The organism is Streptomyces sp. NPDC053048 (assembly GCF_044547045.1).
Taxonomy (GTDB): domain Bacteria; phylum Actinomycetota; class Actinomycetes; order Streptomycetales; family Streptomycetaceae; genus Streptomyces.
This window is the reverse complement of record NZ_JBITZS010000003.1, coordinates 213,828-234,574: the sequence shown is the minus strand read 5'-3', so window position 1 is coordinate 234,574 and position 20,747 is coordinate 213,828. Positions and strand designations below refer to the sequence as shown.

Below are 20,747 nucleotides of genomic sequence, written 5' to 3'. Positions count from 1 at the left end.
CCAACCCGCAAGCAAAGTCCGCCTCGCCGACATCAACGCCGACGGAAAAGCCGACTACCTCATCCTCCACGACGACAGCGTCGTCGACGCCTGGCTCAACAACGGCGGCACCGGACACGGCGGCTGGACCCAACTCGGCAACTACGCCACCGGCGTCGGAGATTCCGGAAGCAGGATTCGCTTCGCCGACATCAACGGCGACGGCAAGGCCGACTACCTCGTCCTCCAGGACAACGGGGCCATCAACGCCTGGCTCAACAACGGCGGTGGACTGGGCGGCTGGAGCAAGTACGGAACCTTCGCCACCGGCGTCGGCGAACCCGCGAGCAAGGTCCGAATCTAGCCCTCCGCCATGCGACCGGTGCCCGCAGAACGCGTCCTGTTCCCCCGGATCATCGACGACGGTTGATCGAAAGTGAACCTGACCATCCCCATCACCGCCAAGCCGTCCGGCAGACCTTCCGCGGCCACCCGCTCGGGGCACGTACGCCTGGATTCACTCACAGGCCTGCGTTGGTATGCGGCACTGTTCGTCGCCTGTTTCCACTTCGCCTACGAGAATTCGTCCTCCGGCACCTCCTTGCACATCAGCAGGTTGAAGGAGGTCGTCTACGCCGGCCCGTCAGCGGTCTCCTTCTTCTTCATCCTCTCGGGATTCGTCCTTGCCTGGTCGGCGGGTCCGCACGATGCCGCAATGAGGTTCTGGCGACGGCGATTTGCTCGTATCTACCCCAGCCACGTGGTGACGTTCTGCGTCGCCGTCGCCACGATGGTCTGGATGGGCAAGGCCCTCGATCCGCGCATCGCGCTGGCAAACCTGAGTCTGCTCCAGTCATGGATCCCGAACCGGAGTGAATGGTGGTTCGGATACAACGGCGTTTCCTGGTCGCTGAGCTGTGAGCTTCTCTTCTATCTGGCGTTCCCCTCGATGATGAAGGGCCTCCGCCGTCTCTCCGCCCGCGGGCTCCGGGCAGTGGTGGCCATGGGGTTCCTGTGCGTCGTCGTGGCCCCGCTGTGCATGCCCTACGTCGGGCAGGCCAGCGGCTTGGACTCAAGGTTCGTGCTCTACATCTTTCCGCCGATGCGACTGCTCGAATTCGTGATCGGTATCGCCGTCGCACTGCTGGTCCAGAACGGCGCCTGGCGTGGCCCTGGGCTCGTCGCCAGTCTCGCTCTGTCCGTCCTTGTCGCCTTCGGACCCATCCACGTCATGCCTTACGACTTCAGCTGGAGCGCTGACACGGTCATCCCCTACACCCTTACCGTCGCCGCAGCAGCACGGGCCGACATCCGAGGGGAACCTTCCCCCTTCAGGAACAGGGTCAGCGTGTACCTGGGAGAAGTCTCCTTCGCCTTCTACCTCGTGCATGAAATCGTCATGTACAGCGCCAATCACTTCCTCAAGGAGCATCACGTCACGATTCCTTTGACCCTGCACATGGGCCTGGTCATGGCAGCCTCCCTCCTCGGCGCGATACTCCTGCACGAGTACGTGGAGAAGCCCGGCGTGAGGCTGCTATCGGGTGGCCGGCGCAAGCCCCGGCCGGCCACCCCCTGATCACCCGCATCAACGGTCGAGGCGACCGGGCACCCCCCTACTTCAGCGCCCCCGCCGTCAGTCCCGCCTGGACCTGACGCTGGAAGACGATGTACGCGGCCAGTACCGGGAGCATCGCCATGACCAGGCCCGCGAAGAGGCCGGACCAGTCGCCCTTGTAGCCCTGGCTGACCGCCAGCGCCACCAGGCCCTGGGGCAGCAGCTTCTTGTCGTCGTCCCCCACGTTCAGCACCGTCGGCAGCAGGTACTGGTTCCACTGGCCCAGGAAATTGAAGATCCCGACGCTGATCAGGCCCGGCTTCGCCATCGGCAGCATCACCTGGAAGAACGTCCGCGCGTGCGAGGCGCCGTCGATCAGGGCCGCCTCCGCCACCGACGTGGGCAGCGTCCGGAAGAAGCCGCTGAGGAAGAAGATGGTGAACGGCAGCGAATAGGCGATGTAGACCAGGATCAGCCCGGGATAGGTGTTGAGCAGCTGCATGTTCTCCATCACGAAGAACAGCGGTACCAGCGCCAGAATGATCGGGAAGCTCATCCCCGCGACGAACAGGAAGTAGATGAAGCGGTTTCCCGGGAACTCGAAGCGGGCCAGGACATAGGCCGCCATCGACCCCAGCAGCATGGTTCCCGTCAGCGAACCGGCCACCACGATCACCGAGTTGAGGAAGTACTCGCTCATGTGCGCCTGGGACCAGGCGCGGCCCCAGGCGTCGAAGTGCAGGCCGCCCGGCGGCGCCCAGGGCGAGGTGAAGATCTCCTTGTCCGTCTTGAAGGCGCTCATCACCGCCCACAGCAGCGGCAGGGTGACCATCAGTGCCCACAACACCAGCACGCCGTGCGAGAAGACGTTGAGGACCTTGCCCTCGGTGCCCATGCGCCCGGGGGAAGCGTCGGCCCCCCGCCCGTCGCGCTGTGCGGGAATTCCGGCCGCCTGCGTGGGCCGGGGGTTGCGTACGCGCATCAGTACTCCAGTCGCTCGCGCCGGCCGAGCTTCATGACGATGCCCGCGAAGATGAGCGTGACGATGAGCAGGGCGACCCCGAGCGTGGTCGCGTAACCGGCCTGCCCGTCGCGGAACGCCTTGCTGTAGAGGTAGAAGGAGAGCACTTCGGTGGAGTAGTCCGGGCCGCCCGGACCGATCGTCATGATCTGTACGACGGCGAACGAGTCGAGCGCCATGATGCCCATGTAGACCCAGCCGGTCTGGACCGTGTCCCACAGCAGCGGCAGCGTGATCCGGAAGAACGTCTGCGCCCGCCCCGCGCCGTCCAGCAGCGCCGCCTCGTAGAAGTCCCGGGGAATGGAGCTCATTCCGGCCGAGAACAGCACGACGTAGAAGCCGACGTTGCTCCAGACCATCACCGCCATCACGCACCACAGGGCCAGGTCCGGGTCGCCCAGCCATTCCGGCCGCACCGAATCCAGGCCGATGGCGCCGAGGAAGGAGTTCAGGGCGCCGCTGTTGGGGTTGTAGGCGAACTGGAAGAGCAGGGCGACGATGGCGATCGAGAGGACCTGGGGAAAGAAGTAGACGACCTTGTAGACGCTGGAGCCGCGCACTCCGGCGACCGCCGCGTTCTTTCTGCGGCGGCCGCCGACATTGAGCATGAAGGCGAAGAACAGGCCGAGACCGATCGTCACCAGCGGCAGCACCAGCAGCAACAGGACGTTGTGCCCGACAGAGGTCCAGAAGACGTCGTCGTTCCACAGCCTCCGGTAGTTCTCGAGGCCGGTCACGCGGAACTCCGGGCTCAGGCCGGTCCAGTCCGTGAAGGAGTAGTAAATGGCCTGGACGAACGGGGAGATGACGAAGATCCCGTAGATCGCCAGCGGCAGGACCAGGAATCCCGCGATGAAGCGGTACTTACCGTGCTGCATGGGCTGCCACCGCTCACTTGTGCCGGTACTTCTTGACCGAGCTGTCCTTCGCGGTCTCGTCGGCGAAGCGCTGGATCTTGGTGATCGCCTCGTCGGGGGTGAGCCGGCCGGCCATCATCTCGCCGATGGCCGCCACCCCGATCTTCTCCTTCTGCAGGGCGACGTACCAGTCCTGGATCCGCGGATTGACGACGTTCTTCCCGGCCTTCTCCAACGCCTGCTGGGACGAGGCCAGGCCGGGCGGCAGCGTGAGCCCCTCGGTACCGCCGTTGAGCGAGGTGAGCGAGGAGACGGACTTGATGAAGTTCTGCGAGGAGTTCTTGCCCAGCATGATGCGCAGCAGTTCCATGCCGCCCTGCGGATTGCGGGCGTTCTTCGGCACGATGAAGGGCTCGCCGCCCGAGGCCCACAGCGTGCCGAACGGCAGCTTGTCGCTCTTGTCGAGGCTGGAGGGCGCCCCGACCGCCATCTCGAAGTCCTTCGGGGTGGTCTTCTTCGCCTCGTTCTCGACCCAGGACCCGTTGGGGACGAACAGTGCCTTGCCCTGGTTCCAGGCGGTCTGCGAGTCGATGTGCGTCAGGCCCGGGGAGCCCTGCAGGATGTACCCCTTCTTGTAGAGCTCGTAATAGGCCTCGAAGGCGGCCTTGACGGCCGGGTCCTTCCAGGCGTTCGGCTCCAGGTTGTCGATTCTCCTCAGCACCTCGACGCCGCCGATCTTGGCGATGAAGGGGTAGAGGCTGAACGGCACGTAGTAGGGGTACTTGCCCGCGTACGTCCAGCCGGCGATGCCCTTCTTCTTCGCGGCCTCGCAGAGCTTGAGCATCTCGTCCCAGGTCTCCGGGTACTGCGCGTCGAGTTTCCGGAGGTTCGTCTTCGAGTACCAGACGCCGTAGACCGTGTAGGCGTAGTACAGGATCCAGGTCTCCTTGCCCTCGAACTGGCCCATTTCCACCACGCCGGGGCGCAGGGTGTCGCGTACCTTCTTGGCCGGGTCGTCGTAGGAGGGCGCGTCCAGCAGGGCGTTGAGGTCGGTGAGCTGCTGTTTGCCGACGAGGGTGCCCATGTCCATTTGCTTGGCACCGGAGTTGTCGATGAGGTCCGGCGGGGTGCCGCCGTTGAACCGGGGCTGGAGCTGGGTCTGGATCTCCTGGGTGGCGGAGTGCTTCACCTGGGCGCCGGGAAAGGCCTTCTTGTATTCGGCCTCGGCGTCCTTCGCGTACTGCTGGCCGAAGCCTCCGTCGAAGATGACGACGTCCAGGGCGGCCTTCTCGTTGACCGCGAGCGGGTTCTTCTCGCTCTTCTTCCCCTTGTCGACCTGCTTGTCGCCACCGCTGTCACCGCCACTGGCGCAGGCGCTCAGCGCGCCGACCGTGGGCACCGAGATCAGGCCGATCGCCGCCGCCCGCTTGATCAGGCCGCGCCTGCTGAATTCCGGGGTGGATCCCATGCTCAAGTCCTCGCCTTCTCCAGGACTCAGGCGGTGCACCGGTCTCCCCCTGGGGCGTTCGCCGTCGACGAAGGGCCCGTCACCGCGGGTCGTTTGAAGCTGGATGTGCTGGACGTGCGAAAGCTGAATGTGCTGGACGTACGGAAACTCGACGTGCTGGACGTGCGGAAACTGGCCGTACCCGTGTGCGCCGGGGTGAGCACTCCCGCGGTGTGGTGCGCCCCGCCGCTCCCCCGGGTCCGCGCGGCGGAAAGACCCGCCCCGGACGCCGACAGGTATAGTCCAGTTCGATCAACTGGGCAAGATCGAAAGCGGCTTTGACCCTCAGTCTTTCCCGAGTTGAGACCTCGTACGCATGCCCGGCGAACGGCCGGCGTCCGGCCGGCGACACCAGCCCCGAGACCCTTGACACCACTGGTGTCCCGAGCCCTACTTAACACTGCGCGACTCGGGTGACAACGTTGTCGGCTTCGTGGAGAGGCAAGGGATGCGACACAGACTCGGATACCTCCGATGGCGTACGCTCGCCCGCCCCACCGCACTCCTCGCGGCCACCGTACTGGTGACGACCGCTCAGGTCACGCAGGGCGCGGGGGGCGTGGCGGCGTCACCCGGTGGGCCCAAGGGTGCCGCGTCCGAGCGCTTCGCCTCCTCCTTCGAGCCCGGCGACCCGCAGCCCGATTGGCGCAATGAGGTGGAGACCGGCCGCGACGGACGGCGGCGGTCGGCCGGGGTGGACGGCGACGACACCAGCGGCATTCCGGGCAATGTCACCGACAAGGTGACCGCCGTTCGCGCCAGCGGTGAGCACACCGAGGCCGGTGAGGTGAAGGAGAACCTCATCGACGGCGAGAGCGCGACCAAATGGCTCGACTTCGAGCGGGCCGCCTGGCTGGAATTCGAGCTGTCCGCGCCCGTCAAGGCCGTACGGTACGCGCTGACCTCGGCCAACGACGCCCCCGGCCGCGACCCGCGTGACTGGACGCTCAAGGGTTCCGACGACGGGAGGAACTGGACGACCCTCGACTCCCGCCACGAGCAGACCTTCGAACGACGGCTGCAGACCAAGGAGTTCGGCTTCGAGTCCGGCACCGCCTACCGCCAGTTCCGGCTGGAGATAACCCGCAACAGCGGCGAGCCCGTCCTCCAGCTCGCCGAGGTGCAGCTGGCGACCGCGACCGGCGGCACTCCCCCGCCCGCCGACATGCGCAGCCACATCGACCGCGGCCCGACCGGCTCCCCCACGGCCAAGGCCCGCGCCGGCTTCACCGGCATCCGTGCCCTGCGCTACGGCGGCATGCACCAGGCGACGGGCCGCGGCTACTCGTACAACAAGGTCTTCGCGGTGAACACACGCGTCACGCGGCGCACGCAGCTGTCGTACAAGGTCTTCCCCGCCATGCCCGAACGCGACGCCCGCTACCCCGCGACCCACGTCTCGCTGGACCTGGCCTTCACCGACGGCACATACCTCAGCGAGCTCGGCGCCGTCGACCAGCACGGCGCGCCGCTGACCCCGCAGGGGCAGGCGGCCTCGAAGACGCTGTACGTCAACCAGTGGAACAACAAGGAGGCGGACATCGGGGCGGTGGCCGCCGGGAAGACCGTCGAGCGGGTCCTGGTCGCCTACGACTCCCCCGTGGGCCCGGCGAAGTTCCGGGGCTGGGTGGACGACATCTCGATCGCCCCGGCCCCCCGCCTCAGGCCCCCGGCCCATCCGGCCGACTGGGCGGTGACCACCCGCGGCACGAACTCCAGCTCGAACTTCTCGCGCGGCAACACCTTCCCCGCGACGGCCGTCCCGCACGGCTTCAACTTCTGGACGCCGGTCACCAACGCCGGTTCCACCGACTGGCTCTACCAGTACGCCGCCGCCAACAACGCGGACAACCTCCCCACCGTCCAGGCCTTCAGCGCCAGCCACCAGCCCAGCCCCTGGATGGGTGACCGGCAGACCTTCCAGGTCATGCCTTCCGCCGCGGCCGGCGTCCCCGACGCCTCGCGCGCGGCCCGCGCCCTGCCCTTCCGGCACGAGCGCGAGCGGGCCAGGCCCCACTACTACGGCGTCACGTTCGAGAACGGCCTCAAGACGGAGATCGCGCCCACCGACCACGCGGCGATGATGCGCTTCACCTTCCCGGGGGACGACGCCGCCGTCCTCCTCGACAACGTCAAGAACCTGGGCGGGCTGACGCTCGATCCCGAGCGCCGGTCCTTCACGGCCTGGTCGGACGTCAGGAGCGGGCTGTCCACGGGCGCGGGCCGGCTCTTCGTCCACGGCGTCTTCGACCGGCCGGTCACCGCGAGCGGCAAGCTCAAGGGCGACGGACGCGGGGACGGCGAGGGCGTCACCGGCTATCTGCGCTTCGACCCCGGACGGGACCGCACGGTCACCCTGCGCCTGGCCACCTCCCTCATCGGCACCGACCAGGCCAGGGCCAACCTGGAGCAGGAGATCCCGGCGCACGCCTCCTTCGGCCGCGTCCACGACCGGGCCCGCGCCGCGTGGGACGCCGTCCTGGGCCGCGTCGAGGTCGAGGGCGCCGCCCGCGACCAGCTCACCACCCTCTACTCCAGCCTCTACCGGCTCTACCTGTATCCGAACTCCGGATTCGAGAACACCGGCTCGAACGTCCGTCCACGCCCGCGCTACGCCAGCCCCTTCTCCCCGCCCACCGGCGCGAACACCCCCACCACCACCGGCGCGAAGATCGTCGACGGCGAGGTGTACGTCAACAACGGCTTCTGGGACACCTACCGCACCACCTGGCCCGCCTACGCCCTGCTCACCCCCAGACGGGCCGGCCGGCTCGTCGACGGCTTCGTGCAGCAGTACAAGGACGGCGGCTGGATCTCCCGCTGGTCCTCCCCCGGCTACGCCGACCTGATGACCGGCACCAGCTCGGACGTCGCCTTCGCCGACGCCCACGTCAAGGGCGTCCCCTTCGACGCCGAGGCGGCCTACGAGGCCGCGCTGAAGAACGCGACCGTGGCCCCGGACAGCCCCGGCACCGGGCGGAAGGGCATGGACATCTCGGTCTTCCTCGGCTGGACCAGCACCTCCACCCGCGAGGGCGTCTCCTGGGCACTGGAGGGCTACCTCAACGACTTCGGCCTGGCGAAAATGGGCCGAAAGCTCTACGAGAAGACCCGCAAGGCCCGCTATCTGGAGGAGTCGGAGTACTTCCTCAACCGGGCCCGCAACTACGTCAGGCTCTTCGACCACCGCACCGGCTTCTTCCAGGGCAAGGACGCCGGCGGCGCCTGGCGGCTCCCGCCGGAGGCCTACGACCCGCGCGTCTGGGGCCACGACTACACCGAGACCAACGGCTGGAACTTCGCCTTCGCCGTCCCCCAGGACACCCGCGGCCTGGCCACCCTGCACGGCGGCCGCACGGGCCTGGCCAAGAAGCTCGACGCCTACTTCGCCACCCCCGAGACAGGCGACCCCGAGTTCGCCGGCTCCTACGGCGGCGTCATCCACGAGATGACCGAGGCCCGCGACGTGCGCATGGGCATGTACGGGCACAGCAACCAGGTCTCGCACCACATCGCCTACCTGTACGACGCCGCTGGGCAGCCGTGGAAGACCCAGGAGAAGGTCCGCGAGGTGCTCTCCCGGCTCTACCTCGGCAGCGAGATCGGCCAGGGCTACCCGGGTGACGAGGACAACGGCGAGATGTCGGCCTGGTACCTCTTCAGCGCACTCGGCTTCTATCCGCTGGTGATGGGTCAGGGCGAGTACGCGATCGGCTCGCCGCTCTTCACCAAGGCGACCGTCCACCTCGAGAACGGCCGCAAGCTCGTCGTCAAGGCCCCCCGCAACAGCTCCCGCAACATCTACGTCCAGGACGTGCGGGTCAACGGCAAGACGTGGAAGTCCACCGCCCTGCCGCACTCGCTGATCGCGAACGGCGGGACGCTGGAGTTCGCCATGGGCCCCCGCCCGTCGCAGTGGGGCACGGGCCAGGACGCCGGCCCCACGTCCATCACCCGCGACGACACGACGCCCGCCCCCGCCTCGGACGTGACGGTGCCCGGGGACACGGCCCTGACGGACGACTCGTCCCGCACCGAGGCGCCCCTCACGGCCGCCACCGACCTCAAGGTGGCGCCGGGATCCCGGGTCACCTCCTACACCCTCACCTCCTCGTCCGACCGGACGAAGGCCCCGCGCGGCTGGGTACTCAAGGGCTCCGCGGACGGCGAGAACTGGACGGAGATCGACCGCCGGACGGACGAGGCCTTCGCCTGGGACCGCCAGACCAGAGTGTTCGGCCTCCGCTCGCCCGGCGCGTACTCCCGGTACCGACTGGAGGCGGCAGGGGGCGAGTCGGTACTGGCGGAGGTTGAGCTGTTGGGGCGCACCCAAACCGGTTGACTTGTAAAGGTGATGTGAAAGGATCTTGCCGATCCTGCGGTGCGCCCCGGTTTGTCCGGGAGCGCACCGCGGGTTGTCACTTCACCGATCTCTTCACCTTTCTCCTCACCGATGGAGCAATACGTGGCTCTTTCCTCCGGCCGTACGCGCGGACGCGCCCTGTCGCGTCTCGTCACCGCGGCGATAGCCGCAACCCTGGTCGGTACCACTGCCGGAACCGCCATGGCGGACTCCCCGGCGAGCGGCTCCTCCGCCGCCCGCGACGCCGCGCGCGACGCCGCGCGTGGCCTCTCCAAGATCGCCACCGCGCCGGCGCAGGCCGCCCCGGCGCAGAAGGACGGCGCCAAGTCCCCCGCGCGGGGCCTGGCGGCCCACCGTGCCGTCGTGGCCCCCTCGGCCAAGGCGCCGGTCATGCCGCTCGGCGCGGTCAACGCCTCGGGCGAGCTCTACTTCTACGGCCCCGACGGCAAGGGCGGCCTGACCTCGAAGGAACTCGTCGACACCGGCTGGGACGGCCTCCGCGCGGCCGCTCACGTCGACCACGACCGCAACGGCGTCGCCGACGGCACGTACGTCCTGAGCAAGGCCGAGGAGGTCTGGTTCTCCGACGGCGGCGCCGGCAAGCGCGTCGCCGACGACTGGGGCCAGTACGACTCCTTCTTCTCCCCCGGCGACCTCGGCGGCTCGAAGCAGTCGGACATCCTCGTCCGCGACCGCGACGGCGTGCTGTTCCTCTACACCGCCAACGCCGACGGCTCGCTGCCCGGCCGCAAGAAGGTCGGTCCGGGCTGGGGCCAGTTCACCGAGATCACCGGCCGCGGTGACCTGACGGGCGACGGCAGGACGGACATCGTCGCCCGCGACCGCGACGGCGTCCTGTGGCTCTACAAGGGCACCGGCGACGCCACCAAGCCCTTCGAGGCCCGCACGAAGATCGGCCCCGGCTGGAACCAGTTCAACGAGCTGGTCGCCACCGGTGACGTCGACCTCGACGGCCGCGCCGACCTGATCGCCCGCAACAGCGACGGCTCGCTGTGGCTCTACAAGGGCACGGGCAACGCCTCGGCGCCCTTCAAGTCCCGCGAGAAGATCGGCAACTCGGGCTGGAACCAGTACAGCTGGATGTTCTGATCCCTGCGCGAGGGCCGCACCCCGGTGGGGTGCGGCCCTTTCGCCTGTGGTGACTTCCCCTCGCCTACTTCTGCGGCTTCGGGCAGGTCGCGCCGACGGCCGCCATCACCAGCTCGTTGACCGCCTTGCTCACCTCGGGCGGGCCGTCCACCTCGGACACCGACAACGTCCAGCTGAAGCTCAGCTGACGCCGGCCGTCGGGCGAGCTGAACGACATCGTCCGGTAGCCGAAGCCGTTGCCGGTGTTGCCCCAGAGGTACTCGCCGGGGCGCGCCGGGCACAGATCGCCACCGGGCACCACGCCCAGCGCGTACGGCGCCACCGTGAACTCGCGCATCTCGGCCCAGCGCGCCGACGGCAGCAGGGTGCCGTCGGAGAGCGCACGGTAGAACCGGTTCAGGTCGGCGTTGGTCGAGACGACGCCCGCAGCCGCGCCCCATACCGACGGGGTGTAGACGGTGAGGTCGCGCAGCGGTCGCGAGCCGACCTGGTGGTAACCGTTGAGATGCGGGCCGGTGATGCGGGGGTTAGCGGTCGGGTACGAGGTGTCCTTCATGCCTGCCGGCCGGAACACCCGCTGCTCCAGGACGGCTGAAAGGGACCGGCCGGTGACCTTCTCCACCACCTGACCAAGGATCAGGTAATTGGTGTTCGAGTAGTGGAATTCCGCGCCCGGCCTGGACACCAGGGGCTTTGCCGCCGCCATCTTGATCAGCTCGCGCGGCGGAAAATACCGGAAGCGGTTCCGCTCCAGCTCTTCGAGTTCCTTGTCGCCCGTCCCCGGATACAGCTGGTCGAAGTAATTCGGCACGCCGCTGGTGTGGTTGAGCAGCTGACGGAGCGTGATCTGTTCGGTGTAGGGCAGCAGCCCCGGAAGGTGCCGCGAGACGGGGTCGTCGAGCTTCAGCCGCCCCTCGTCGACGAGTTGCATGACGACGGCAGCGACCATCGACTTGGTCACGCTGGCGATGCGGTAGCGGTCACCGGGACGGGCGGGACGCTTCGTCCGCGTATCCCGCACCCCACTGGCCCCGGACCAGGTCCTGTCCCCCACTCGCACCTCGGCCAGCGCGGCGGGGGCGCCGGCGGCGGTGAGCTTGTCGAGGGCGGACTGGAGGGTACGGGCGTCCAGGTCGGCCATAGGCGGCGCCGGGGCCGGGGCCGCGGTGGCGGGTTGGACGGTCAGTCCGATGGCGAGTGCGGCCAGTGCCACGACGGTGCGACGCCTCAATTTCACGTATTCCCCCATGAGTTCGACTGTTCGCGATACTAAGGGAATGGGCGGAATCCGGCCGCACCCGGGGCTACGCTGACGTCTGTGACTCAGCCCAGGAACACGGACCCGTACAGCGATGCCCGAGCGTTCTACGGCTCGGAACTCCGCCGTCTGCGCGAGGAAGCCGGCCTCACACAGGACCAGCTCGGAGAGCGAGCGTTCTGCTCCGGCTCGTACGTGGCGCACTTCGAGTCGGGGATGCGACGACCGCAACTGGAGTTGTCGACAACCTTCGACGAAGTGCTGGGGAGCGGCATGCATCTCCAGCGACTGTGCCGCCTGGCACGCAATGCGAAGGTCGCGGACTACTTCGCGGATGCTGCGGAGCTCGAGCGGCAGGCGAGGACGATCAGTGAGTGTTCGCCAATGTTCGTCCCAGGCCTGCTGCAGACAGAGGCATACGCACGAACGCTGACCCGGGCATCGCGGCGTTTCGCCTGCCAACAGGAGGTGGAGCAGCTCGTCAGCGCCCGACTGGAGCGGGCACAGCTACTCGATGGCCCGACCGCGCCCGTGGACTGGACCATCATTCACGAATCGGCACTTCGCGTAACTGTCGGCGCTGCTGCCATCATGCGCGAACAGCTCGCCTATCTCGTCGAGACTGTACAGAGCCGCCCCAACGTCGTACTGCAAGTGCTGCCATTCGCAGCTGGACCGCATCCGTTCATGAACACCATGGTTTCGTTGATGGAGTTCAGCGACGCGCCACCTGTCGTCTACACCGAAAGCGCGTACAGCGGCCAACTCATCGAAGACCCAGCCCTGGTCGCCCAGTTTCAATCGTCATACGATCTGGCAAGGGCCACGGCGCTGTCGCCGGAGGCCTCATTGAGCCTGATCGAGTCGGCGGCGAAGGAATGGGCTACCCATGAGCACCACAACTAACTTAAGCACCGCCAAGTGGCGCACGTCGTCCTATACCAATGGAGACGGCGGCAATTGCGTCGAAGTCGCCGACAACCTCCCCGGCATCATCCCCGTCCGCGACACCAAGACGGCCCCGCAGGGGACCACCCTCGTCTTCCCCACCCCCGCCTGGGCCACCTTCATCCGAACCGTCAAGCGCGGCGTTCACGCCGCGCACGGCGGATAAGCGCCCGCACCGCCTGCCCGAGCACCAGCCCCAGACCGGCAATCGGCAACGCAAGCAGCAGAATCTGCAGGCAGGCAGCCGTCATGGCGAGGGCCGGGTTGTCGGCCGCGACAGCGGCCTGAAGCAGCAGGTCGGCCTTCTGCCAGTCCGCCCGTAGCAGCTGCGGCAGATTGACCAGCAGGAAGCCCAGTTGCAGGCACAGTGCCGGGATCAGGAACAGGACCCAGCCCGCCACCACCACCTGCGGCCATCGCTTGAGTGCCTTCAGCCGCTCGTCCTCCGGGCGACGCAGCACGACCCGCCGCAGAATCGGGCCGACGTACTTGAAGAGGTCGGGGATGCCGACGAGGTCGGACACGATGTAGTAGCCGTCGAACCGCAGCGTCGGCAGCAACTGCTGGATCATCTCGAGGTGTACCGACAGGATGGCCACCAGCAGCGGCTGGAAGCCGGTCGCCGCGTACAACGCGACCAGGCCCAGGCCGAAGAGCGCGTTGAAGTAGACGCCGCCCAGGTCGGCGCGGATGCGCCCGGCGCGGCCGAGCCGGTACGAGTTTGTGATGTCGGTGTAGAAGGCGGGCCACACCAGGTAGATGCCGCAGCCCATGGCGCCGGGGCGCACGCCGCCGTAGCGGCAAGCGGCGCCGTGCCCCATTTCGTGGAACGCGCACGACGCGATGGCCAGGAAGACGACGAGGAGCACGCTGGACGGGGACGAGAGCACCGACCACAGCGCGGCGCCGGTGTCCTGGGTCGTCCACAACCAGATCTCGCCCGCCACGAAGGCGCTCAGGGCCAGGACCATGACGACCGGGCGGAACAGCCAGGCGAAGAGGCCGGAAAGGACCCACGTGACGCTCTCCGGGAGCACCGCCAGCCGGAACCGGAAGGCGAGGAACGGGTCCTTCCGAGGCGTGGGCGGTGGCGGCGAACCGTCGCTGTGGGTGGTGACGCCGAGCGGGGCGAGCTTCTTGTCGAGCAGGAAGGCGACGTGCTCGGCGGTGAAGTCCCGGCCGGTCTCCCGGCTCAGTTCGGCGGCCACCTTGGCCATGACCGGTTCCCGTTCGGAACGGCGCATGCCGTCCAGCGCCCGTACGACCTGGTACAGCAGGCCCGGAAGCCTGACGATCTGGCCGTCGGGCCGGCAGACCAGCTGCGGCGGCTCCCGGTAGCCGGAGCCCTCGAACTCGCCGACCAGTTCCATACCGGCGACCAGCGTGGGTTCCTGGGACATGGGCGTTCTCCGTGAAGTGGCAAAGTGGCGGGGAAGGGCCGGGGGGCCCGGCCCTTCCCCGGACGCGTGCGGCGCGCCGCTAGGCGATCAGTGGCTGGAGATGGCCGTGGGCATGCAGGTCATGCTGGTGGTCGGGTTCGTGGACGGCAGGCCCAGCGAGCCGAACAGGCCCGGCGTGCCCTGCCGGTCGACGGCCTGGCAGGCCGCGAGCATCGTGGTGCCGTGGTGGTCGGCCGGGGGCGCGAACACGCCTCCCACACCTCCGCCCGAGGCGGCGCTGCTGCTGGAGGCACCGGCGCCCGCGCCCGAGCCGGCGGGGCCGGGGTCGGCGAAGCTCAGCGGCGTAGCGATGACGCCCATGACGGTGCGCTCGGGCAGCACCTCACCCGCGACGGTCTCGAGCTCCTCGAAGCTGATGGCGTTTCCCATGATGTTTTGTCCGTACCCCTTCTCGAAAAAGCGGCGTCAGCGGCTGTGAATGGCCGCAGGAATGCACGTGGTGCTGTAACCGGGAGAGCTGGGAGCGAGTCCCAGCGCGACGAGAAGGCCGGGGCTGCCCGCGTTCTGCCGGTAATGACAGGCGTAGGCCACCGTTGTTCCGTGCTCGGTTCTCACCATCGTCGGATACACCGGTTGGTCGGTGCCTGCCGGCAGCAGCACACTCGAAAGCGCGATCCGCGGGGGAAGCTCCTCACCGCACAGACGGCCGAGTTCCCCGAAAGTAACGGCGGATCCCATCGCCAAATCCCTCCCTCTCGGGACGACATGTCGCGTCATCCCGGCGGGGAGCCTAACCGGCGGAGGAATAGGCAACACTTCCTCAACACGCCGATCACCCAGTCGTGTTGGGGGATACCCCGGGAGGGTGCAGGGCCGAACGCCCGCCCGGAACCGGGCAGTTCGGGCTGCGCCACTCGGCGTCAAGTCCGCCCGTACGCTTCCCGCCTCACTCGACTTGGCGACTTCCGGGCCTTTCTACAGTCTCGTCGCGGCTGTCAACGTGGACAGCGCCCCGGCGGTCACCCGACCGCCGCCCAGAGCTCAGGGAAAGGAAGCGACGATGCCTCCGATTCCGATCAAGCCCGGCGTCTACCGGTTCTACGCCCACATCATCGGCCCGCCGGCGCTCATCACCGCTCGCGAGCACGCCGTCGACCACGGCCTCCCGGTCAACACCGACCGCCCGCTGTACCCGCCGCTCCTGCAGGAATGGATCATCCAGCCGGCCGAGCCCATTCCGGGCTCCCCGTACGTGATCTCCCTCGCGTTCGACACCGACGGTGACGAGAGGCACCCCGGGCTCGTCGCCGCCGACCACAGGCTCTGGGCCAACGCCGTGAACCGGGACCAGTTCACGAAGTGGACCTTCGCGCACGCCATCGGCGGCCTCCAGATCATCGACGAGAAGGACCAGCTCGCTCTGCGCGCCGGCCACTTCGGCGAGCAGATCAAGCTCGTCACGCCCAACAAGGCCGACTTCCACCAGGTCTGGACGCTGGACTTCCTGCGCCCGATCGACGAGTAGGCGAGTAGGCACCCGAACGCGCGAGGGCCGCACCCCGTACGGAACGGGGTGCGGCCCTTACGACCTGCGTACCGGAACCGCTAGCCGCGGATCAGGTTGCGCAGCACGTACTGCATGATGCCGCCGTTGCGGTAGTAGTCGGCCTCACCGGGGGTGTCGATGCGGACGACCGCGTCGAACTCGACACCGGTGTCGGTGGTGACCTTGACCGTGCTGGGCGTGCGGCCCTCGTTGAGCTCGGTCACGCCGGCGAAGGAGAAGGTCTCCTCACCGGTCAGGCCCAGGGCCTCGGCCGAGGCGCCCTCGGGGAACTGGAGCGGGAGGACGCCCATGCCGATGAGGTTCGAGCGGTGGATGCGCTCGTAGGACTCGGCGATGACGGCCTTGACGCCGAGGAGCGCGGTGCCCTTGGCGGCCCAGTCGCGGGACGAGCCGGAGCCGTACTCCTTGCCGGCCAGGACGACCAGGGGGATGCCCTGCTCGATGTAGTTGCGCGAGGCGTCGTAGATGAACGACACCGGCGCGTCGGCCTTGGTGAAGTCGCGGGTGAAGCCGCCCTCGGTGCCCGGCGCGATCTGGTTGCGCAGGCGGATGTTGGCGAACGTACCGCGGATCATGACCTCGTGGTTGCCTCGGCGGGAGCCGTAGGAGTTGAAGTCACGACGCTCGACACCGTGCTCGGTGAGGTACTTGCCGGCCGGGGTGTCGGCCTTGATGGCACCGGCCGGGGAGATGTGGTCGGTGGTGACCGAGTCGCCCAGCTTGGCCAGGACGCGGGCACCGGTGATGTCGGTGACCGGGGCCGGCTCCATCTGCATGCCCTCGAAGTACGGGGGCTTGCGGACGTAGGTGGACTCGGTGTCCCACTCGAAGGTGTTGCCGGTCGGGATCGGCAGCGCCTGCCACTGGGCGTCGCCCGCGAAGACGTCGCTGTAGGACTTGTTGAACATGTCCTCGCCGATGGCGTTGGCCACGACGTCGTTGACCTCGGCCTCGGAGGGCCAGATGTCCTTGAGGAAGACCGGGTTGCCCTCGGTGTCGATGCCCAGGGCGTCCTTGGTGATGTCCACCTTCATGGAGCCCGCGAGGGCGTACGCGACGACCAGCGGCGGGGAGGCCAGGTAGTTCATCTTGACGTCGGGGTTGATGCGACCCTCGAAGTTACGGTTGCCGGAGAGCACCGAGGTGACGGCCAGGTCGTGGTCGTTGACGGCCTTGGAGACCTCCTCCGGCAGCGGGCCGGAGTTGCCGATGCAGGTGGTGCAGCCGTAGCCGACGAGGTTGAAGCCGACCTTGTCGAGGTAGGGGGTCAGGCCCGCCTTGTCGAAGTAGTCGGTGACGACCTTCGAGCCCGGGGCGAGGGTGGTCTTGACCCACGGCTTGCGGGTCAGGCCCTTCTCGACCGCCTTCTTCGCGACGAGGGCCGCGGCCACCATCACGTAGGGGTTCGAGGTGTTGGTGCAGGAGGTGATCGCGGCGACGGTGACGGCGCCGTGGTCGATCTGGTACGTGCTGCCGTCGGGGGCGGTGACGGTGACCGGGTTGGTCGGCACGCCACCGGACGCGGCCGGGGAGTCGGAGGCCGGGAAGGACTCCTCGCCCGCCTCGTCGGCGGTGGAGACGTAGTTGAGGACGTCACGCTCGAACTGCGAGGCGGCCTCGGCCAGGACGATGCGGTCCTGCGGGCGCTTCGGGCCGGCGATGGAGGGGACGACCGTGGAGAGGTCGAGCTCGAGCTTCTCGGAGAAGTCGGGCTCGGCGGCCGGGTCGAGCCAGAGGCCCTGCTCCTTGGCGTAGGCCTCGACGAGCGCGACCTGCTGCTCGCTGCGACCGGTGAGCTTGAGGTAGTTCAGGGTCTCGCCGTCGATCGGGAAGATCGCGGCGGTGGAGCCGAACTCCGGCGACATGTTGCCGATGGTGGCGCGGTTGGCCAGCGAGGTGGCGGCGACGCCCTCGCCGTAGAACTCGACGAACTTGCCGACGACGCCGTGCTTGCGCAGCATCTCGGTGATCGTGAGGACGAGGTCGGTGGCGGTGGTGCCGGCCGGGAGCTCACCGGTCAGCTTGAAGCCGACGACGCGCGGGATGAGCATGGAGACCGGCTGGCCGAGCATCGCGGCCTCGGCCTCGATGCCGCCGACGCCCCAGCCGAGCACGCCGAGGCCGTTGACCATGGTGGTGTGCGAGTCGGTGCCGACGAGGGTGTCGGGGTAGGCCTGGCCGTTACGGACCATGACGGTGCGGGCCAGGTGCTCGATGTTCACCTGGTGGACGATGCCGGTGCCCGGGGGGACGACCTTGAACTCGTCGAAGGCGGTCTGGCCCCAGCGCAGGAACTGGTAGCGCTCCTTGTTGCGGCCGTACTCGAGCTCGACGTTCTGGCCGAAGGCGTCCTTGGTGCCGAACTTGTCGGCGATGACGGAGTGGTCGATGACCAGCTCGGCCGGGGCCAGCGGGTTGATCTTCGCCGGGTCGCCGCCGAGCTCCTTGACGGCCTCACGCATGGTGGCGAGGTCGACGACACAGGGCACACCGGTGAAGTCCTGCATGATCACGCGGGCCGGCGTGAACTGGATCTCCTGGCTGGGCTGGGCCTGCGAGTCCCAGTTGCCCAGCGCGCGGATGTGGTCGGCGGTGATGTTCGCGCCGTCCTCCGTGCGGAGCAGGTTCTCCAGCAGCACCTTCAGGCTGTAGGGAAGGCGCGCGGAGCCCTCGACCTTGTCCAGCCGGAAGATCTCGTACGACTCGTCGCCCACCTGCAGCGTGCTGCGGGCGTCGAAGCTGTTCGCCGACACGACAGTCTCCTTCATGCATGAATTCGCGTACTGCGGCCATCCTGCCGCCCCGATGGCGCGCGCATCCGCTAAGGTGTGCCTAAGTTAGGTACGCCTTACTGGCGCGTCAGCGGTACGCCTCTCGGCAGATATCTCGATGTCGAGATAACACTAATACATGGCGGCCGCCCGGTCATGCCCGGATGGGCCGTCCGGGACCGGCGAATGCGCAGATAAGGCACGTACCCCCGCCGGCCGTGCCCGGACGTGCCCTGACTGGCAGCCGCGATGCGCCCCGAGGATGCTGGAGCGTGTCCGTGTCGTACGGCACGCGAGAGCAGGAGCGGGTACGTGAGGGCACCGAGCGCGGGGCGCACGACCGCGGAGCGCGGCCGCCCGCGGCTGCTGACGGTGTTCCTGCCCGTCCTCCTGCTCGCCGGCGGCGCCGTGCTCGACTACAACACGTCTCCGCACTTCAGCGCCGAGGCCTTCTACACGGCCGCGCCGATGACGGCCGCCGCGCTGCTGTCGCTGCGCGCGACGGTCCTGGCGGGCGTCGGCGCCTGCGCAGTCGACGCCGCGCTGCTCGCCCACTTCGGCTTCCTCGACGATTCGGGCGGGCGCAGTGAGCTGGCGGCGGTGGCGACCGTCTCGGCTCTCGCCGTGATCGTCAACCGCCTCATGTACTACAGCGACGTGCGGCTGCAGTCCGCGCGGGCGGTCGCCCTCGCCGTGCAGCGCGCCGTGCTGCCGGAGCCGCCGGCCGCGATCGGGCCGCTGCGGATCGCCGTGCGGTACCGGTCGGCCGCGAAGGACGCGCAGATCGGCGGCGACCTGTACGGCGTGCAGGCGACGCCGTACGGGGTGCGCTGCGTGGTGGGCGACGTGCGGGGCAAGGGCATGGAGGCGGTCAAGGCCGTGGACGTGGCGCTGGGGGCGTTCCGGGAGGCGGCCGAGGAGGAGCCCTCGCTGGTCACGGTGGCGGCCCGGCTGGAACGGGCGCTGGTGCGGGAGGCGGAGCGGCGGGCGGGGATAGAGCGGATCGAGGGGTTCGTCACGGGCGTACTCGCCGAGATCCCGTACTCCGGGGACAGGGTGTCCGGGGACGGGCTGCGGCTGGTGAACCGCGGGCATCCGGCGCCGCTGCTGCTGCACGAGGGGGCGGTGCACTGCCTGGAACCGTCCGAGCCGGCCCTGCCCCTGTGCCTGGCGGAGCCGGGCGCGGAGGAGGGCCGGACCGACACGGTGGTGTTCCCGCCCGGCGCGACCCTCCTGCTGTACACGGACGGCCTCACGGAGGCGCGCGACCGCGCCGGGGTCTTCTACGACCCCGTCGTGGCACTGACCGGGCGCGCCTTCCCGGCACCGGACGCGCTGCTGGACGCCCTGCTCGCCGACGTCGGCCGGCACGCCGGTGGTCGCATCAGCGACGACATGGTGCTGCTGGCGGTGACGCGGGGCCGGTAGGGGGCCGTTCAGGCCTGGGGCGCGAGGTCCTTCTCCACGTCCCGCAGGAACTGCGGCACGCGGCTGTTGAGCAGTTCCACCGGCATGCCGTGGCGGGCGCCGGGCGCGATCTGGGTGCGTACGCCGGGGATGAGGGCGCGGGCGCGCTCCTCGGCGCGGTGGGCGTCGAGGACGCCGGTGTCCCCGCCCAGCAGGACGAGCGCGGGCACGGCGATGGAGCGGAGGTCGTCGTCGCTCAGGCGGGTGGGAGGCAGCAGCCGCACGCGGAAGCCGCGCAGCGCCTCCAGGAAGAACCGCGCCTGTGCCTCGGTCTCCTCGGCGGGCGCACCCGTACCGCCGATGATCCGGTCGTAGTGGCGGCGCCGGGAGGCGTCCGACTTTCCGACCGTCAGGGCGATGGCCCTGAAGACGAATCCGGGCCGCAGTGGGGCGAGGGCGCTCGGCGGGTCGTAGACGGCGACGGAGGCGATGCGGCCGGGGGCGCGTACGGCGTGATTGAGCGCCACCCATCCGCCGTACGAGTGCCCCACCAGGTGCACCCGCTCCAGTCCGAGCGCGGCGAGGACCTCCTCGAGCCAGGCCGCCGTGTCGTCGGGCGTGCGTATCGGCGCGGTCTGCGTGCTGTACCCCGGTTCGCCCACCCGGTCGACGGCGAAGACGGCACGCCCCTCGGCGAACGCCGCGACGTGCGGCGCCCACTCGACGGGCCCGGCGCTCTGACCGTGGAGCAACACGACGGGTATGCCGTCGGCGTCCGTGTTGTAGGCATGCACGCGCGTGGTACCGAACGCCGTCTCGACGTCGCGCTCCTCGCGCGGCTGCGGCCAGTGGGCCATGGCACGGTCGTAGGCGGCGAGGACACGCGCGCGTGCTTCGTCACCGGCGAAGGAACTGACCTGAGCACCCATGAGGTGACCTCCCCACAGCGGCCCCTACGGCCGCCCCCGTTGGTCCGATCCTCCCAGGTGGGCTGTTGCGGG

The 20,747-nt window shown here is 68.8% G+C and carries 16 protein-coding genes; 8 read left to right on the top strand and 8 right to left on the bottom strand.

The window, feature by feature from the left end; all coding sequences use genetic code 11:
- On the top strand, positions 1-343 hold a 343-nt coding region (locus ACIG36_RS09285; protein WP_399924523.1), incomplete at its 5' end, for an FG-GAP repeat domain-containing protein.
- 72 nt (positions 344-415) lie between these two features.
- Positions 416-1,558 carry an acyltransferase family protein gene (locus ACIG36_RS09280; protein WP_399924520.1) on the top strand — a complete coding sequence of 381 codons (1,143 nt, stop codon included), beginning with the start codon at positions 416-418 and terminating at the stop codon, positions 1,556-1,558.
- Between the two features lie 37 nt (positions 1,559-1,595).
- Here ACIG36_RS09280 and ACIG36_RS09275 read toward each other — a convergent pair whose 3' ends face one another.
- Genes ACIG36_RS09275 through ngcE form a run of 3 tightly spaced genes read right to left on the bottom strand, consistent with a single transcriptional unit; the run spans position 1,596 to position 4,883 of the window.
- Complete coding sequence (locus tag ACIG36_RS09275; protein ID WP_399924517.1) at positions 1,596-2,519, bottom strand: carbohydrate ABC transporter permease; 924 nt, start codon at positions 2,517-2,519, stop codon at positions 1,596-1,598.
- Positions 2,519-3,436: a carbohydrate ABC transporter permease gene (locus ACIG36_RS09270; RefSeq protein ID WP_399924514.1), complete on the bottom strand. Its 918-nt coding sequence runs from the start codon at positions 3,434-3,436 to the stop codon at positions 2,519-2,521. The genes ACIG36_RS09275 and ACIG36_RS09270 overlap by 1 nt, the downstream gene beginning before the upstream one ends.
- 13 nt (positions 3,437-3,449) lie before the next feature.
- Entirely contained in the window at positions 3,450-4,883 is a 1,434-nt protein-coding gene (ngcE, locus tag ACIG36_RS09265) for an N-acetylglucosamine/diacetylchitobiose ABC transporter substrate-binding protein (RefSeq protein WP_399924511.1), read from the bottom strand.
- Between the two features lie 487 nt (positions 4,884-5,370).
- On the opposite strand from ngcE, the gene ACIG36_RS09260 reads away from it, so the two are divergent.
- Complete coding sequence (locus ACIG36_RS09260; RefSeq protein ID WP_399924508.1) at positions 5,371-9,264, top strand: GH92 family glycosyl hydrolase; 3,894 nt, start codon at positions 5,371-5,373, stop codon at positions 9,262-9,264.
- 123 nt (positions 9,265-9,387) lie between these two features.
- A complete protein-coding gene (locus tag ACIG36_RS09255; RefSeq protein WP_399924505.1) occupies positions 9,388-10,395 on the top strand; it encodes an FG-GAP repeat domain-containing protein in 1,008 nt (335 codons plus the stop codon).
- A 64-nt stretch (positions 10,396-10,459) separates the two neighbouring features.
- Here ACIG36_RS09255 and ACIG36_RS09250 read toward each other — a convergent pair whose 3' ends face one another.
- Entirely contained in the window at positions 10,460-11,632 is a 1,173-nt protein-coding gene (locus tag ACIG36_RS09250; RefSeq protein ID WP_399924502.1) for a serine hydrolase domain-containing protein, read from the bottom strand.
- A gap of 81 nt (positions 11,633-11,713) precedes the next feature.
- On the opposite strand from ACIG36_RS09250, the gene ACIG36_RS09245 reads away from it, so the two are divergent.
- Positions 11,714-12,559 (top strand): Scr1 family TA system antitoxin-like transcriptional regulator, encoded by an 846-nt coding sequence (locus ACIG36_RS09245; protein WP_399924499.1) that lies wholly within the window; start codon positions 11,714-11,716, stop codon positions 12,557-12,559.
- On the top strand, positions 12,543-12,767 hold the full coding sequence (locus ACIG36_RS09240; RefSeq protein ID WP_399924496.1) for a DUF397 domain-containing protein: 225 nt from the start codon (positions 12,543-12,545) through the stop codon (positions 12,765-12,767). Before ACIG36_RS09245 ends, ACIG36_RS09240 begins: the two co-directional genes overlap by 17 nt.
- On the opposite strand, the gene ACIG36_RS09235 is transcribed toward ACIG36_RS09240, so the two are convergent.
- Positions 12,733-14,001: a hypothetical protein gene (locus tag ACIG36_RS09235; RefSeq protein WP_399924493.1), complete on the bottom strand. Its 1,269-nt coding sequence runs from the start codon at positions 13,999-14,001 to the stop codon at positions 12,733-12,735. The genes ACIG36_RS09240 and ACIG36_RS09235 overlap by 35 nt on opposite strands.
- 87 nt (positions 14,002-14,088) lie before the next feature.
- Positions 14,089-14,430 (bottom strand): hypothetical protein, encoded by a 342-nt coding sequence (locus ACIG36_RS09230; protein WP_399924490.1) that lies wholly within the window; start codon positions 14,428-14,430, stop codon positions 14,089-14,091.
- A gap of 631 nt (positions 14,431-15,061) precedes the next feature.
- Here ACIG36_RS09230 and ACIG36_RS09225 point away from each other — a divergent pair.
- Positions 15,062-15,526, top strand: coding sequence for a hypothetical protein (locus tag ACIG36_RS09225; RefSeq protein WP_399924488.1), 465 nt, complete (start codon positions 15,062-15,064; stop codon positions 15,524-15,526).
- Positions 15,527-15,606: 80 nt separating this feature from the next.
- On the opposite strand, the gene acnA is transcribed toward ACIG36_RS09225, so the two are convergent.
- Entirely contained in the window at positions 15,607-18,321 is a 2,715-nt protein-coding gene (acnA, locus tag ACIG36_RS09220; protein WP_399924486.1) for an aconitate hydratase AcnA, read from the bottom strand.
- Between the two features lie 330 nt (positions 18,322-18,651).
- On the opposite strand from acnA, the gene ACIG36_RS09215 reads away from it, so the two are divergent.
- Positions 18,652-19,767 (top strand): PP2C family protein-serine/threonine phosphatase, encoded by a 1,116-nt coding sequence (locus ACIG36_RS09215; RefSeq protein WP_399924483.1) that lies wholly within the window; start codon positions 18,652-18,654, stop codon positions 19,765-19,767.
- An 8-nt stretch (positions 19,768-19,775) separates the two neighbouring features.
- On the opposite strand, the gene ACIG36_RS09210 is transcribed toward ACIG36_RS09215, so the two are convergent.
- Entirely contained in the window at positions 19,776-20,675 is a 900-nt protein-coding gene (locus tag ACIG36_RS09210; RefSeq protein WP_399924480.1) for an alpha/beta fold hydrolase, read from the bottom strand.
- Between the last annotated feature and the right edge of the window lie 72 nt (positions 20,676-20,747).

What these genes read in the sequence shown, in the direction of transcription:
- ngcE (WP_399924511.1), bottom strand. Translation starts at nt 4,883, where the DNA reads ATGGGATCCACCCCGGAATTCAGCAGGCGCGGCCTGATCAAGCGGGCG.
- ACIG36_RS09270 (WP_399924514.1), bottom strand. Translation starts at nt 3,436, where the DNA reads ATGCAGCACGGTAAGTACCGCTTCATCGCGGGATTCCTGGTCCTGCCG.
- ACIG36_RS09240 (WP_399924496.1), top strand. Translation starts at nt 12,543, where the DNA reads ATGAGCACCACAACTAACTTAAGCACCGCCAAGTGGCGCACGTCGTCC.
- ACIG36_RS09210 (WP_399924480.1), bottom strand. Translation starts at nt 20,675, where the DNA reads ATGGGTGCTCAGGTCAGTTCCTTCGCCGGTGACGAAGCACGCGCGCGT.
- ACIG36_RS09230 (WP_399924490.1), bottom strand. Translation starts at nt 14,430, where the DNA reads ATGGGAAACGCCATCAGCTTCGAGGAGCTCGAGACCGTCGCGGGTGAG.
- ACIG36_RS09235 (WP_399924493.1), bottom strand. Translation starts at nt 14,001, where the DNA reads ATGTCCCAGGAACCCACGCTGGTCGCCGGTATGGAACTGGTCGGCGAG.
- ACIG36_RS09275 (WP_399924517.1), bottom strand. Translation starts at nt 2,519, where the DNA reads ATGCGCGTACGCAACCCCCGGCCCACGCAGGCGGCCGGAATTCCCGCA.
- ACIG36_RS09260 (WP_399924508.1), top strand. Translation starts at nt 5,371, where the DNA reads ATGCGACACAGACTCGGATACCTCCGATGGCGTACGCTCGCCCGCCCC.
- ACIG36_RS09225 (WP_399924488.1), top strand. Translation starts at nt 15,062, where the DNA reads ATGCCTCCGATTCCGATCAAGCCCGGCGTCTACCGGTTCTACGCCCAC.